Origin of the sequence: Nocardia aurantiaca (assembly GCF_009708175.1) — a bacterium.
GTDB lineage: Bacteria > Actinomycetota > Actinomycetes > Mycobacteriales > Mycobacteriaceae > Nocardia > Nocardia aurantiaca.
The window spans coordinates 39541-53294 of sequence record NZ_WMBB01000012.1; the positions used below are offsets into that span (position 1 = coordinate 39541).

Annotated in this window: 15 protein-coding genes; 10 read left to right on the forward strand and 5 right to left on the reverse strand. The window is 68.3% G+C overall.

Annotated elements, in window-relative coordinates:
• Position 1: 1 nt before the first annotated feature.
• The 3 genes from GLP40_RS24490 to GLP40_RS24500 all read right to left on the reverse strand — a co-directional run bounded on the left by GLP40_RS24490 (position 2) and on the right by GLP40_RS24500 (position 2929).
• Positions 2 to 1201, reverse strand: a complete 1200-nt coding sequence (locus tag GLP40_RS24490; RefSeq protein WP_154790354.1) for an FAD-dependent oxidoreductase — start codon at positions 1199 to 1201, stop codon at positions 2 to 4.
• 186 nt (positions 1202 to 1387) lie between these two features.
• Complete coding sequence (locus tag GLP40_RS24495; RefSeq protein ID WP_154790355.1) at positions 1388 to 2050, reverse strand: PadR family transcriptional regulator; 663 nt, start codon at positions 2048 to 2050, stop codon at positions 1388 to 1390.
• Between the two features lie 84 nt (positions 2051 to 2134).
• Positions 2135 to 2929 (reverse strand): helix-turn-helix domain-containing protein, encoded by a 795-nt coding sequence (locus GLP40_RS24500; protein ID WP_154790356.1) that lies wholly within the window; start codon positions 2927 to 2929, stop codon positions 2135 to 2137.
• A 168-nt stretch (positions 2930 to 3097) separates the two neighbouring features.
• Between GLP40_RS24500 and GLP40_RS24505 the strand changes: the two genes are divergently transcribed.
• From GLP40_RS24505 to GLP40_RS24515, 3 genes are all read left to right on the forward strand, one after another.
• Positions 3098 to 4141, forward strand: coding sequence for a zinc-dependent alcohol dehydrogenase family protein (locus GLP40_RS24505; protein WP_230329893.1), 1044 nt, complete (start codon positions 3098 to 3100; stop codon positions 4139 to 4141).
• Between the two features lie 156 nt (positions 4142 to 4297).
• The gene (locus GLP40_RS24510; protein WP_154790357.1) at positions 4298 to 4855 is read left to right on the forward strand and encodes a hypothetical protein; all 558 of its coding nucleotides are present in this window, start codon (positions 4298 to 4300) and stop codon (positions 4853 to 4855) included.
• A gap of 32 nt (positions 4856 to 4887) precedes the next feature.
• Complete coding sequence (locus tag GLP40_RS24515; protein ID WP_154790358.1) at positions 4888 to 5304, forward strand: hypothetical protein; 417 nt, start codon at positions 4888 to 4890, stop codon at positions 5302 to 5304.
• On the opposite strand, the gene GLP40_RS24520 is transcribed toward GLP40_RS24515, so the two are convergent.
• Positions 5301 to 6041: a VIT1/CCC1 transporter family protein gene (locus tag GLP40_RS24520; protein ID WP_328290605.1), complete on the reverse strand. Its 741-nt coding sequence runs from the start codon at positions 6039 to 6041 to the stop codon at positions 5301 to 5303. The two genes, GLP40_RS24515 and GLP40_RS24520, sit on opposite strands and share 4 nt — an antisense overlap.
• A gap of 106 nt (positions 6042 to 6147) precedes the next feature.
• Between GLP40_RS24520 and GLP40_RS24525 the strand changes: the two genes are divergently transcribed.
• Positions 6148 to 7233: a calcium:proton antiporter gene (locus GLP40_RS24525; RefSeq protein ID WP_154790359.1), complete on the forward strand. Its 1086-nt coding sequence runs from the start codon at positions 6148 to 6150 to the stop codon at positions 7231 to 7233.
• Here GLP40_RS24525 and GLP40_RS24530 read toward each other — a convergent pair whose 3' ends face one another.
• Complete coding sequence (locus GLP40_RS24530; protein ID WP_154790360.1) at positions 7234 to 7455, reverse strand: nuclear transport factor 2 family protein; 222 nt, start codon at positions 7453 to 7455, stop codon at positions 7234 to 7236.
• 392 nt (positions 7456 to 7847) lie between these two features.
• Here GLP40_RS24530 and GLP40_RS24535 point away from each other — a divergent pair, with 392 nt between their 5' ends.
• From GLP40_RS24535 to GLP40_RS24560, 6 genes are read left to right on the forward strand one after another with little or no spacing between them, the layout of a single operon-like run.
• Positions 7848 to 8684: an ABC transporter permease gene (locus GLP40_RS24535; RefSeq protein WP_154790361.1), complete on the forward strand. Its 837-nt coding sequence runs from the start codon at positions 7848 to 7850 to the stop codon at positions 8682 to 8684.
• A complete protein-coding gene (locus GLP40_RS24540; RefSeq protein ID WP_154790362.1) occupies positions 8684 to 9547 on the forward strand; it encodes an ABC transporter permease in 864 nt (287 codons plus the stop codon). The genes GLP40_RS24535 and GLP40_RS24540 overlap by 1 nt, the downstream gene beginning before the upstream one ends.
• 3 nt (positions 9548 to 9550) lie before the next feature.
• Entirely contained in the window at positions 9551 to 10579 is a 1029-nt protein-coding gene (locus tag GLP40_RS24545) for an MlaD family protein (RefSeq protein WP_154790363.1), read from the forward strand.
• A 56-nt stretch (positions 10580 to 10635) separates the two neighbouring features.
• The gene (locus GLP40_RS24550; protein ID WP_328290606.1) at positions 10636 to 11628 is read left to right on the forward strand and encodes an MlaD family protein; all 993 of its coding nucleotides are present in this window, start codon (positions 10636 to 10638) and stop codon (positions 11626 to 11628) included.
• Entirely contained in the window at positions 11616 to 12671 is a 1056-nt protein-coding gene (locus GLP40_RS24555; protein ID WP_230329894.1) for an MlaD family protein, read from the forward strand. Before GLP40_RS24550 ends, GLP40_RS24555 begins: the two co-directional genes overlap by 13 nt.
• A complete protein-coding gene (locus tag GLP40_RS24560) occupies positions 12671 to 13753 on the forward strand; it encodes an MlaD family protein (RefSeq protein ID WP_154790365.1) in 1083 nt (360 codons plus the stop codon). Before GLP40_RS24555 ends, GLP40_RS24560 begins: the two co-directional genes overlap by 1 nt.
• The last annotated feature ends 1 nt before the right edge of the window (position 13754 follow it).

The window sequence follows — 13754 nt, forward strand, 5'->3', positions numbered from 1 at the left end:
GTCAGACGGGCACGGCAGCGGGTCGCACGGTGGCGTCCCAATCGATCCGGAAGCGCTGCTCGGCGCCCAGCATCTTCTCCGGATCCATCCGCTTGAACATCAACGGCATCATCAGCTGCATGGCCTTGCGGGCGATGGGCCCGGCCGCCTTGGTCTGGTTCATCCGTGCGACCCGGGCCGCGACCCCCTCCACCCGCGGTCGCCGCAGTGCCTCGTAGGTGGCGAAAGCCATTGCCGGATCGTCGATATCGCGCAGGCACCGGGCCAGCTCGATCCCGCTCTCGATGGCCAGCGAGGCCCCCTGCCCGGAGGTGTTGCTGGGCGCGTGGATGGCGTCGCCGGTGAGCACCATCCGGCCGCGGTGCCAGTGCGGCACCGGCGGCATGATGTGCAGCGCGCCGATCACGGCCAGTTGCGCCGGGGTGGTGCTGCGGGCCAGCTGCTCGCCCGGATCCTCCCCGGCATAGGTCTCGCGCAGGGTGCGCAGCCACCGCTCGGCGGGTACGGCCCGGGCCTCGGTGAGTGAATAGTACTGCTCGCTGGGCAGATTCGCGCCCCACGCGACCCGGCCGTCCGGCATGGCCCAGTACAGGTAGTAGGCGCGCCGGCCGAAGGCGAAGGTCATCGTCTCCGGTTCCAGCTCGACCGGGCAGTCGGTGTACGCGCCGAAACCGAGCATGCGCAGATACGTCGGCGCGGGGGCCTTCGGATCGACCAGGGTACGCACGCTGGAACGGATTCCGTCCGCGCCGATGAGCACATCCGCGGTCGCGCTGCTGCCGTCGGCGAAGACGGCGGTCACGCCGCCCGCGTGCTCCTCCACCTCGACGAGCCGTTTGTCGTAGGCGAAGGGCACTCCGGCGGCGACGGCATTGTCGTGCAGGACCTGATGCAGGTCGGCGCGGTCGATCACGCGTAGCGGCTCGATATCCGCCATCCCCGGCAACTCGAATCGCTTGCCGTTGACCGACATCGCGGACCTGCTGATGGGTACGGCGCGGGCGCGCACCGCGTCGCCGGCCCCGACGATGTCGAGGGCGGCCACGCCATTGGGCGCGAGGGCCAGATTGGAGCCGATCCCGTAGGCCGGGCCCGGATAGGCCTCGAAGACGGTGGCGTCGATACCGGCCAGGCGGAGGGCGGTGGCGGTCACGGGACCGGAGATGCCGCCGCCGATGACGATTGCGGAACGAATGGACATGGTTCTCTCCCGAGATGTTCGTAGGTTTGTCGAAACCCCGAACCGACCCGTGCGTGGAAAACCCAGTTATCCTGTAGTTGCCAAACTCGGTGCCGGGTTCGCCTGCACGGACGCGGTTCGAGACGGTGTGTTCCCGGGCTTCGGCGGCGGTGTTGCAGCACCTTCGCCGAAGCCCGGTCCATGGGATCAGTCGTGCTGAGTCTGCGGCGTGTGCGCTCCCCCTTCCGCCAGCTCGGCGATCTCGGCGGGCATGACGCCCTCGCGATGCCAGGCCCGCCAGCCCTCCACACCCGGGAAGCTGCCGTCGGCGAGCGAATCGCGCAGCGCGCGTGCCCAGGTGGCCTCCGCCGCCAGCATGGTCAGCTCATAGTCCTCCTCGACCAGGAAGAGGTGCGGCACTGTGCCTTCCAGAGCGGCCAATTGGGCGCGGGTTTCGGCAATGGTCTTGTCCAGCTTGCTGATTCGCTGGGTGAGCAGATCGGTGACCTCCTCGGGCGGCAGCACCGAGGCGACCGACAGTCCGGCCACGAAGCGGCGCTTCTCGGGTTCCGGATCGGAGAGGAGTTCCCTTGTCCAGTCGGTGAGTTCGGCCCGGCCGGCGTCGGTGATCCGGTAGATGGTCCGCTCCGGCCGCGCGCCGTCGCGCTCGCTGCCGGCGACCTCGAGGAAACCGTGCTTGGCGAGGTTGTCCACGACGGTGTAGAGCGATCCCCATTTCACGCCCATGTCATTGTCCTTGCCCCATGCCCGCAACCTCGCGGCGATCTCATACCGATGCATGGGTTCGACGACGACGGCGGAGAGCACGGCCAACCCCATCAGATTGGCGACTTTGCGCTTGCGGGCCATCCGGCACCTCCTTACTCGTCTACGAATATACGTCTACGAGTATTGGGTGGCAAGCCCTCCGCCGGCTCGATATCCGATCGGCGCCTAAGCGGGGGAGAAGCGGGCGCGCAGGTAGTCGGAAGTGGCCTGATCGGCGGGCAGGAACGCCTCGAGGTGCAGCTCGGACAGGGTGATGTCGGTGGCCGTCGCGAAGGAGGTGACCGTCGTGATCAGGCGCAGCTCGCCCGCCTCGGACCGCAGCCGCAGCGGAACCGCGAAACCCAGATGCCCCGGTCCCGGTTCCACCGGCGGCAGATAGCTGTCGAGTTCGGCGATGAGTGCGTCCAGCTCGGCGTCCGGACTGCGGCCCGCTCTATTGCGCAGGCTGTCGGTGACGTGCCGTCCCCACTCCGGCAGGTTCTCCACCCGCCGCGCCAGGCCATCCGGATGCAGGGCCACACGCAGCACATTGACCGGCGGCTCCAGCAGCCGCGGCGCACAACCCTCGGTCAGCAGCTCGAATCCGGGATTGGCGGCCACCAATACCCCGAACGGCCGGGTCACCACCGCCGGATACGGCAGATGGCCTCGCAGGATGGTGTCCAGCGCATACCGCACCGCCCCGAGTTCCGGTGCGTTCAAGGAGGATTCGGGAAAGATCGGCGCGTAGCCGGCGGCCAGCAGCAACGCGTTGCGCTCCCGCAGCGACAATCCCAGCACCTCCGCGAGCCGGATCACCATGACCCGCCCCGGATGCGAACGCCCCTGCTCCAGAAAGCTCAGATACCGCTGGCTGGTCTCCGCGGCAATAGCGAGATCGAGCTGGCTCAACCGCCGCCGCGTCCGCCAGCCACGCAACTGCTGCGCGAACGGTGTCGTCGCCGGGGCCATGATCGTCATACCTCCACTGTGCTGGCGGGGATATCGCGTGGCGATTCCCTCCAGGGAATCGTCACACGAACGGCCGGGGGCTTCGGGGGCGGAGGCCCCAGCCGGCGCCCAGAGTTGGGCCGTCTCATTCCCTCCAGGGAATCGCGCGGGAAGCCCGCCCCGCACAGACTCGGTCCCATGGGCGATGGACAGAAGCAGTACGCGAAAGGCGTTGCGTTTCACATGGAGCCGCTGCGCGGGTTGGACGGGTTGAGCACCGAGGTGCAGGACGCTCCGATGCCCGGACCGCGTCAGGTCCTGGTGCGAGTGCGGGCCGCCTCCCTGAACCGGCGCGACATCATGCTGATGGAGGGCACCTACCCGCTGCCGGCCCGGCCCGGCGTGGTGCCGCTGGTGGACGGCGTGGGCGAGGTGATCGGTCTGGGCGAGGGCGTGACCCGGGCGGCGCTGGGCGACCGCGTGATGGGCACCTACTTCGTCGGCTGGAACGACGGGCCACAGACGCAGGAGCTCACCCGTCAGCAGTACGGCGCGACCCGCGACGGCTGGCTCGCGACTTATATACTGCTGGAAGAGGAATCGGTGGTACAGGCGCCACCGCATCTGACCGACGCGGAAGCGGCCGCACTCACCTGCGCCGGGCTGGTGGCCTGGGCAGGGCTGACCAAGCCGGTCCCGGTCGGTCCCGCCGACACGGTGCTGACCGTCGGCACCGGCCCGGTCGGACTGTTCGCGGTGCAGCACGCGAAAATGCTGGGCGCGCGGGTCATCTCGATCACGTCGTCGCCGGAGAAGCGCGAGAGGCTGCGCAAGCTGGGCGCGGACGAGGTGGTGGACCGCACCGAGACGCCGGACTGGGAGCACACGGTGCTGGAACTCACCGGCGGCCTCGGCGTCGAGCGGGTGGTGGATGCGGTCGGCAAGCGGACCGTGCCGAAATCCCTTGCGGCGACGGCTTACAACGGCCAGGTCGTCCTGATCGGCGCGTTCCCGGCCGAGCCCGGACAGCACCTCGCGGACCCGCTGGGCGGAAAGTACGTGGGCCTGCGCCGGATCGCGGTGGGCAGCCGGGCGGATCTGGAGTTCATGAACCGCACCATGGCCGAGCACCGTATGCGGCCGGTGATCGATCGGGTGTATCCGTTCGAGCGGGCCGTCGAGGCGTTCGAATACTTCGACGGGGGCGACCCGCTCGGCAAGGTGGTGCTCACCCTTTACTGAGCGCAACTTGTTGGCAATCGGTTGGAAAAGATATCCACCTGGAACTATTTCCTTACCGTGTAGCAGGTTCAGGTGATCAGCAAATCTGTGTAGCGTGCCTTGAAGGAATGGCTTTTCGGATTGGCGGCGTGGGCTTCGAGTCGAAGGAGTTCCCGGGTGGCGGTGGGCGCGGTACGCGAGAGACCCGACGGGGCGCGGGAGCAGTCCGCCACCTCCGCCGACGATGGCATCCCCGGTCTGACCGCGCCAGGGGAGATGTCGCCCAAGGTGCTCATGGGACTGGTCGTCCTCTCGCTGAGCGTGGTCTTCGCCCTCATCGGCGGCGCCCTGCTCGCCGGACTCGACAAGCCCAGCGGCCCCGCACCCGATACCCCGCGGGCCTCTAAGGCCGTCACCCAGCCGCCGATCAACGCGCAGCCCAAGGCGTCGCAGCCCAAGGCGTTGCCGCCCAAGGCGTCGCCGCCCGCCGCACCCCCGCCCGCCGCGTCCGCACCGCCGCTCGCTCCGACCGCCCCCGCGCAGAACCCCGCGCCCGCACCGCGAACCGAGCAATACGTCGCCCCGGCCCCGGCCGAGGTGGCCCCCGAACCGCCCGCGCCCGCCCCTGCGCCCGCCGCACCGCCGCCCGCGCCCGGCCCGCCGTCGCTGCCGGACATTCTGGCCCCCATCCTCCCGTTCCTGGTGCCACCCCCGCCCCCGCCGCCCGCCCCCTAGCGTCGCGGCCCGGAATCCGAAGGAGGACAGCCATGCTCGGTACTGTCGACGAGATCCGGCGCGACGAAGGCGATATCGATCCCAGCGGACTGGCCCGGGTGGTCCTGGCCGCTGTCCTCATGGCCCTCGGTGTCGGGGCGGGCATGTGGCTCACCGCCTCCGGTGATCGCCCGATCGCCGACACCTCGATCGTGAATGTGCCTCGCCCACATCCCGACCGCCATCCGCCCGCGCCGCGATCGCCGAATGTCGCTCCCGCCCAACAGGTTCCGTCCGCAGCCCCACCGGCGGCGCCGATCCACGCGCCCGCCGTGCCGGTCGCGCCGCCAGGCCGCGCCACACCGCATCCGGTGGAGATTCCGGCGCCGGTGGGCCCGGCTACCGGGCCGGTCGACGCTCCGGTCGAGTTGGCAGCACCGCCCGGCACTGCCGATCAACCCTCCGACTAGAGCCCGGAAACCCCTGCGATCTGGCCGATTCCGTAGGTGACGGCCATGGCCAGCGCGCCGCCGATGACGACTCGCAGCACAGCGCGGCGCGGATTGGCGCCGCCCAGCCGGGCGCTCACCGAACCGGTAACGGCCAATGCCACCAGGACCGCGGCGAAACAGATGGGGATGCGCCATGGGGTCGGGGGCAGCAGTATGGCCAGGATCGGCAGGATCGCGCCCACCGTGAAGGAGATGGCCGAGGACAGCGCGGCATGCCACGGATTGGTGAGTTCATGCGGGTTCAAACCCAATTCGGCCTCGGCGTGGGCGGCGAAGGCATCGTGGGCGGTGAGCTCCTCGGCCACCTGGCGCGCGGTCTCGGGGGTCAGGCCCTTGTCCCGGTAGATCTGGGTGAGTTCCACCAGTTCGTAATCCGGCTCCTCGGCCAGTTCGCGCTTCTCCTTGGACAGCAGGGCGCGTTCGGTATCGCGCTGGGTGCTGACGGAGACGTATTCGCCGACCGCCATGGAGAGGGCGCCGGCGGCCAGGCCCGCGATGCCCGCGGTGAGGATGGCGCTGGACTCGGTCGTGGCGGCCGCGACACCGACCACCAGACCGGCGGTGGAGACGATGCCGTCATTGGCGCCCAGCACGCCGGCCCGCAACCAGTTGAGTTTGGATGCGAGGCCCTCGTTGTGCGGTTCGTGCGGGTGGGGTAGCGCCGCGTCAGCGGTTCCGGCTCCTGTTTCATCCACATGGGCAGCCTAGTTCACCGCCGTGCACTCATGCGGTCACGCGATCGGGGGAGGCATGGCTCTCAACCGTGGGGTATGCGGATGGTTTGCTGGAACGATGGGGCTCATGGTGCGTTTGTGCAGGCGGTACTGGTCGGTCGTCCTCCCAGTGCTCGGGGCCGCGGTGCTGGCGGTGTCCTGGGGACATGAGCTGGACCCGGGCCCGGCGGTGCTGGTGGGCGCGATGCTGATCGGTGCGGTGCTGGCCGCGGTGCATCATGCGGAGACGGTCGCGCACCGGGTGGGGGAGCCGTTCGGGTCGCTCATCCTTGCGGTGGCGGTGACCATCATCGAGGTCGGGCTGATCGTCACGCTCATGGTCTCCAGCCCGCAGAAGTCCGCCTCACTGGCCCGCGACACCGTCTTCGCCGCCGTGATGATCACGTGCAACGGCATTTTCGGCCTCTCGCTGCTGGTGGGCGCACTGCGGCGGCGCGTGGCGGTCTTCAATGCCGAGGGCACCGGCGCGGCGCTGGCCACGGTCGCGACCCTCGCGACGCTCAGCCTCGTGCTGCCGACCTTCACCACCAGCGAGCCCGGCCCGGTGTTCTCGGCCTCGCAGCTGGCCTTCGCCGCCGGGGCGTCGCTGGTCCTCTACGGCGTCTTCGTCATGGTGCAGACGGTCCGGCATCCGGACGACTTCCTGCCCGTCGAGGGCATCACGGCGGCCGACGATGGGCATGAGGAGCCGCCCACACGCAGGCAGGCGCTGTGGAGTTTGGGTTTGCTACTGATTGCCCTGGTCGGCGTGGTCGGCCTGGCGAAGGTGGACACGCCGAATATCGAGGCCGGGATCGCCGCGGCCGGGCTGCCGCAGTCCGCGGTCGGCGTGGTGATCGCGCTGCTGGTGCTGCTGCCGGAAACCATTGCGGCCGTGCGGGCCGCGCGTCGCGACCGGGTGCAGATCTCGCTGAATCTGGCGCTCGGTTCGGCCATGGCCAGCATCGGCCTGACCATTCCGGCCATCGCGCTGGCCTCGATCTGGATCGCGGGCCCGCTCATGCTCGGCCTGGGCGCGACCCAGATGGTGCTGCTGGCGTTGACCGTGGTGGTCGGCGCGCTGACCGTGGTGCCGGGCCGCGCCACCCTGCTCCAGGGCTGTGTGCACCTGGTGTTGTTCTCGGCCTTCGTTTTTCTGGCGCTCAGCCCGTAATCAGGAGTTCCAGCGGTAGACCTGGCCGTCGCGGAGTTCATAGGACGTCGCGGGTTTCGTGGCACCGTGCCGGGACAGCAGCGCCATGACTCGGGTCCGACCGCGGGTGGTGACGCCGCCCTCGGTCCAATGCACATAGGGGTGCACCAGTTTCGCGAATTCCGCCCAGTCGCCGGCTTCGATCGTGTGCAGGACCGCCGACACCGTGTTGTCCACAGCCACAGTGAACACTCCGTGTCCGGGTTGCGCGTGGGTTCGGTGCGAAATCGGAGATTGCTGGGAGATCACTCAATTCCGATTTGGGCATTGCCGAGGGTTCGAAACAGGCATGCCGGAGGTTCGCCGGGGGTGTGGCCGGTGTCATATCGACAGTCGATCAGCTCTGATAACACGTTCTAGAATCGCAGGTCAAATGGCTATTTCTCTGCGTTGACCGGGAGTGGCGGCGGATGTACCTATCAGTAACTTGGAGGCCCTGGTCACACTCGGGCCGATTTGTTGTAACTCCGCGTAACTATTAGCTTTGATGGCAGGCAGTGTTGCCGATCACGGAGAAGAAATTTGAAGCTCGTCACCACGCGTCGGTTCCGGCGTCTCGATCAAGCAGTCCCGCGATGACCCGGGCCGTCCACAGTCGGTCCGCCGTGCGCATCGTGCGCGACAACTTCTCCGACACCTCGGTGGCGTCGCTGCGCACCTTCGGTCGCGCGGTCGGAATTGCCGAGGAAGCCGTGGTCGGCACCCTCACCGACATCGCGCGCCGCCGATTCCAATGGAAAGAGGCGATTCTCCAGGCGTGGCGGCTCATCACCGTCACCGCGATTCCGGCTGTGCTCATCGCGATTCCGTTCGGTGTCATCGTTTCGGTCCAGGTGGGCAACCTGATTCACACCCTCGGCGCCGATTCGCTGCTGGGCGCGACCGGCGGCCTGGGCGTCATCAAGCAGGGCGCACCGCTGGCCACCGGCTTCCTGCTGGGCGGCGCGGGCGCCGCGGCGCTGGCGGCGGATCTGGGCGCGCGCACCATTCGCGAGGAGATCGACGCGCTGAACACCATGGGCATCAGCCCGATACACCGCCTGGTGATCCCGCGCCTGGCGGCCATGGTCTTCGTGGCGCCGCTGCTGAACGTCCTCATCATCTTCGTGGGCGTGCTCGCGGGCTACGGCGTCGCCATCGGTGGGCAGGGCGTGACGCCGGGCTCGTACTGGTCCACCTTCGGTTCCTTCACCAGCACCGCCGATGTGTGGGTGTCGCTGTTGAAGGCCGTGACATTCGGCTTCCTCGTGGTGATCATCGCCTGCCAGCGCGGCCTCGAGGCGAAGGGCGGCCCGCGGGGTGTCGCCGACGCCGTGAACGCCGCGGTGGTGCTGTCGGTGGTGTCGATTGTGACCGTGAACCTGGTCGCCACCCAGATCACCGACCTGTTCCTGCCGACGAGGCTGGCCTGATGTCGGCTACCTATGTGCCCACGGGGCTCGGCTGGGCCGCGCGCGCCTACCGCCGCCGCGGCCTGATTCTGCGCCGCGTGGAGAACCTGGGGTTCGTGCTGGCCTTCGTCTGGCAGGTACTCTCGTCGATCCCGTTGACGCTGAAGCGGTATCGCAGTGAGACCATGCGGGCCATCTCGGATATGACCTGGGGCCGCGGCTCGGTCATCGTGGGCGGCGGGACCGTGCCGATGATGATCGTGCTCGGCCTGGTCATGGGCGCGTCGGTGGCGGTGGAATCGTTCACCACCCTCGACATGCTGGGCATGGGGCCGGTGTCCGGCCTGGTGTCGGCCTACGCCACCACCCGTGAGCTGGCTCCGATCGTGGCGGCCATCGGGTTCGCCGCCCAGGCGGGCTGTCGCATGACCGCCGAGATCGGGTCGATGCGCATCTCCGAGGAGATCGACGCCATCGAATCCCTGGGCCTGCGTTCGGTTCCCTTCGTGGTGACCACTCGCGTGCTGGCGGGCGCGGTCGCCATCGTGCCGACCTTCCTCATCGCGCTGATCCTGTCCTACGGGGCCTGCCGTGGGCTGATCACGCTGGTGCACGGGGCCTCGGCCGGGGTGTACGACCACTATTTCTTCCAGTTCGTGTCCGGGTTCGACGTCATCGCCGCCGTGGTGAAGGTGGCCGTTTTCGCGGTGGTCGTCATCCTGATCCACTGCTACTTCGGCTTTTTCGCGACCGGCGGCCCGGAGGGCGTGGGTATCGCCTCGGGCAAGGCCGTGCGGGCCAGCTCGGTGGCCATCGTGGCCATGGACATGGTGCTGTCGCTGTCCCTGTGGGGCTTCAACCCGGCGATCACGTTCACGGGGTAGGGGATGCCGAATTACGGAATGCCGGGTGTGGCCGTCGACCGCAAGCGGGCGATGACGGTCGGCGCCGTCGCACTCGCGCTGGTGGTGACGGTGGTGGCGGGCTGGGTGCTGGACCGGTCCCAGAAAACCGAAGCGGGACTGCCGATTTCGTTGCGCACCGAGCGGATCGGTGACGGTGTGTTGGTCGGCACCGACGTGCGGGCCAATGGCGTGGTGGTCGGCAAGGTCACCGCGATTTCGCCAGATCGGAATGGGACGCAGCAGATCTCGCTGCGGCTGGACGACTCCGAGCTGTTCGGGCTGGACGACAGCCTGCAGGTGGACTACGCACCCGCCAACCTCTTCGGGATCAGCGAGATCGAATTGCGCACGGGCGCGGGCGGTTCGCCGCTGCGCTCGGGCACGGTGCTGGACTTCACCGGTCGCCGCGCGAGTGAGGTCTACGACGCCACCATGGGCTCGATCCTGCGCAGCGCCGCGCAGATGGGCGATTCGGTGCTGACGCCGCAGATGGCGTCGGTGATCGCGCAGGCCGCGGCCGACACCCAGGCGTTCACGCCGCTGGCGCAGGCGCTCATCACCGCACAGCGGACCGTGACGAACAACCAGAAGATGCCCATGTCGGAGCTGGTCGGCAACCTCGGTCCGGCCTTCGACGGCGGTGGCCGGTTCGCGGGCGCGACCGTGCAGGTGGTGGATCTGATCCTCAGCATGCAACGGCTGCAGACCGATCGCGCGGCCTACGACAAGGGCGTCGCGACCGTCACCGGTCAACTGCTGCCCGCCCTGGCGACCACCTTCACCCAGGCCGGCAATCAGCTCTCCGGCACCACCGACATGCTGGTGCCGGTGCTGACCGCGTTGGCGCGGATGGTGCCGCAGCCGCAGCAGTCCGCGGCCGAATTGCGTCTACTGCTGGAGCGTTTGCGCGCCGCCATGCCCGATAACGGGCAGGGACCGGTGCTGAATGTGGAGGTCGACCTGAAGGGTGTGCCGGCCATCGCGGTGCCGCTGCTGGGAGGTATCGGATGAGGCGTGCATCGCGCAGCGATTTCCATCGAGGTGGCGGCGGGGCGACGGATGGGCGTGTGAAGTCGGCGGCTTGGCGGCTGGCCCTGTTCGCCGGCGCCATCGTGGTGGTGCTCATGCTGGTGCTCACCGCGATCGCGCGGCCGGTGTCGGGAGAGACCGAGACCCATGACGCCATCTTCACCGATGCCAACGGCCTCCGGGTCGGCGACGACGTGCGCATGTTCGGGGTGCAGGTGGGCAAGGTCAAGGCCATCGGCCTCGAGGGCTCGAAGGCGCGAGTCCGATTGTCGGTCAAGACAGATGCGCCCATCTACGACAACTCCAAGCTGGCCATCCGCTACCAGAACCTGACCGGTCAGCGGTACGTCGATCTGCAGCAGCAGCCGCGGCCGGGCAACCGGATTCCCGCGGGCGCGCGCGTCGGCGAGGACCACACGGTGCCGTCGTTCGACGTGACGCAACTGTTCAACGGCCTGAAGCCGGTATTGCAGACCATTTCTCCGGAGGCCATCAACCAGTTCAGTGCCAGCATGGTGGCCTTGATCGAGGGTGACGGCAGCGGTATCGGGCCGGCCATGGACGCGATCGGGAAACTGGCGTCGTACGTGGACAATCGGCAGCAGGTGATCGGGACGCTGATCCGGAACATGTCGGATCTGTCGGACCGGCTGGGCGGCCGGGTGCATTACCTGGTGCCGCTGCTGAAGCAGTTGTCCGACGTCTTCGAGGCCCTGCGGCAGAACATCGGCGGCCTGGCGCGATTCGCCATGACCGCGCCGTCGGTGCTGCGGCCCATCGACAATCTGCTGCGTTCGCTGGGGATCGACAGCGGCTCCGATGTGGATGCCCTGATCCGCAAGGTCTTCCCCGACGCCAAGGAGGCGGTGGACGCCTTCGGCCGCCTGCCCGCGGTGCTGGGCGCGGCCGACGCGGCGCTGCCGACCGGCCCGAGCGGTTGGAAGCCGGTGTGCAGCAAGGGAATCGCAGAGGTACCGCCGGTGGTCAAGGTGCTTCTCTCGGGACAGCAGGTGGCGATATGCAACGGATGAGTCTGCCGCGTGTCTTGAACGGACTCGGCCGCAAACGCGATGACCGCGTCGTCGACGACGCGACCGAACAGAAGCGGCACCTGCGCAAGGGCGTCATCGGCGCGGTGCTGGTGGTGCTGGGCCTGGCGGCCGTCGGTGCGTTGTACGCGATTCCGTTCGGCAAGCACACCTACACCGCGGAACTGTCCGAGGCGCAGTCGGTCAAGGCGGGCGATGACGTGCGCGTGGCCGGTATCTCCGTCGGCGAGGTCAGGTCGCTGGAGCTGAAGCCGGACAAGGTCGTCATGCGCTTCACGGTGAAATCCGATGTCTTCCTCGGTGATCAGACCTCGCTGGACATCCGCATGCTCACCATTGTCGGCGGCCACTATGTGGCGGTGTTCCCGGCCGGGAGCCGGCCGCTGGGTTCGACGCCCATTCCGGCGGACCGGGTGCGCCTGCCCTACAGCCTGATCGAGACCTTCCAGGACGCGGCCACCCCGCTGTCCAAGATCGACGGCTCGACGCTGAACAGGAACCTCGCGGCGCTGGGCAATTCGATCGACGGTTCGCCCGATACCCTGCGCACCACGCTGGCCACGGTCGACACCTACGTGGACGCGCTGGACAAACAGCGCTCCCAGGTGTCGAACGCGGTGGCCGTGGCCGATGAGTACGTACGCATGTACGACGGCGCGAAGACCGATCTCGGTCGGCTCATGGACAATGCCAATCTGCTCCTCACCGTGCTCGACGACAAGCATGCGGAGATGGCCGAGGCCATCCGGCTGCTCAGCGACGTACTGGGCCGGCTGGGCGGTGCGGAGCCGGCCTGGTCGGATCTGAAGCCCAAGCTGACCGATGCCATCACCCAGCTCGAGCAACTCGGCCAGAAGTTCCAGCCGACCCTGACGGCTGCGCAGGATCTCCAGAAGAAGCTGTCGGACCTGGTGATTCCGGACGGCGGGATGCGGATCGACCAGTCGCGGCAGACCGTGACGCTGCCGAATCTGCTCGTGGCGCAGCCGCAGGTGTGCGTTCCGGTGCCGGGGAAGGACTGCTGATGTTCAAGCGGATGCTCGGATCGCAGGCGTTCATGTCGGTCGCCGGTGCGGTGCTGGTGGTGCTGCTGGCCGCGGTCGGCTACCTGCTCTGGTTCGACCCCATGAAGAAGACCGTCTCCTACTGCGCCATCATGCCCGACGCGGTGGGCCTGTACGCGGGCAACAAGGTGACCATGCGCGGAATCCCGGTCGGCACCGTGGATTCCATCGATTCCGACGGCACCAAGGTCAAGGTGAGGTTCTCGGTCGCCGCCGAGTACCCCGTGTACGCGGACGCCGCCGCCACCACGGTCTCGGATTCCATTGTGGCCGATCGAGATCTGGCGGTGCTGGGCAGCGGCAAGAACCTGGCGCACTGGGATTCGTCGCAATGCATCACCAAGACCCTGACGCCCAAGAGTATTACCGAGACCCTGACCGCCTTGGCCGATCTGTCCTCGCAGCTGCAGCAGGCGCAGGCCCCGGATGCTCTGGCGCACAGCCTGTCCGCCCTGGACTCGGCCACTCGGGGCGCGGGCCCGCAGATCAACGAGATCGTCAAGAAGCTGGGTTCGGCTCTGGCCCAACCGGATGCCGACATCGGGCACCTGGCCGGCATCTTCGACGCCTTCGCCTCGGTCGGTGAGAAGGTCGAACAGCATTGGGGCGACCTGCGCTCCATGCTGCTGCGCCTGGGACCCGCCCTGAACAATGCCGGCACCGAACTGCTCGGTCCCGGTGCGAAACTCATCGATCGCCTCGGTGAGGCGCTGCCGATGCTCAATGATCTGGTCACCATCGCGGGCGACCCGATCATGCGCGCCCTCGACGACACCCTCCCGCTGGTGCGCCTGCTGCGCGCCAATGTCGGCTCGCTCTCGGAGGTCGTGCTGAAACTGCCGGTGCTGACCAACGCGGCCCGGAACATCATGGGCAACGGCATCACCTACGGCTCGCCGCGTGCGGCGCTGCCCGCCCCGCAGGCCGAACAGGTCTGCGCCGCGGTCAATGCCGTCACCGCGGGCAGCTGCACCGACGCCGCCGACGGCATGGTGCGCGTCCCGCTGGTTCCCCTGGTTCTCCAAATGGGAGGTGCGCGATGAG

Coding starts and splice junctions, on each gene's coding strand:
- GLP40_RS24500 (WP_154790356.1), bottom strand. CDS start 2,929: ATGACGATCATGGCCCCGGCGACGACACCGTTCGCGCAGCAGTTGCGT.
- GLP40_RS24540 (WP_154790362.1), top strand. CDS start 8,684: ATGTCGGCTACCTATGTGCCCACGGGGCTCGGCTGGGCCGCGCGCGCC.
- GLP40_RS24555 (WP_230329894.1), top strand. CDS start 11,616: ATGCAACGGATGAGTCTGCCGCGTGTCTTGAACGGACTCGGCCGCAAA.
- GLP40_RS24505 (WP_230329893.1), top strand. CDS start 3,098: ATGGGCGATGGACAGAAGCAGTACGCGAAAGGCGTTGCGTTTCACATG.
- GLP40_RS24525 (WP_154790359.1), top strand. CDS start 6,148: ATGGTGCGTTTGTGCAGGCGGTACTGGTCGGTCGTCCTCCCAGTGCTC.
- GLP40_RS24495 (WP_154790355.1), bottom strand. CDS start 2,050: ATGGCCCGCAAGCGCAAAGTCGCCAATCTGATGGGGTTGGCCGTGCTC.
- GLP40_RS24545 (WP_154790363.1), top strand. CDS start 9,551: ATGCCGAATTACGGAATGCCGGGTGTGGCCGTCGACCGCAAGCGGGCG.
- GLP40_RS24535 (WP_154790361.1), top strand. CDS start 7,848: ATGACCCGGGCCGTCCACAGTCGGTCCGCCGTGCGCATCGTGCGCGAC.
- GLP40_RS24515 (WP_154790358.1), top strand. CDS start 4,888: ATGCTCGGTACTGTCGACGAGATCCGGCGCGACGAAGGCGATATCGAT.
- GLP40_RS24490 (WP_154790354.1), bottom strand. CDS start 1,201: ATGTCCATTCGTTCCGCAATCGTCATCGGCGGCGGCATCTCCGGTCCC.
- GLP40_RS24560 (WP_154790365.1), top strand. CDS start 12,671: ATGTTCAAGCGGATGCTCGGATCGCAGGCGTTCATGTCGGTCGCCGGT.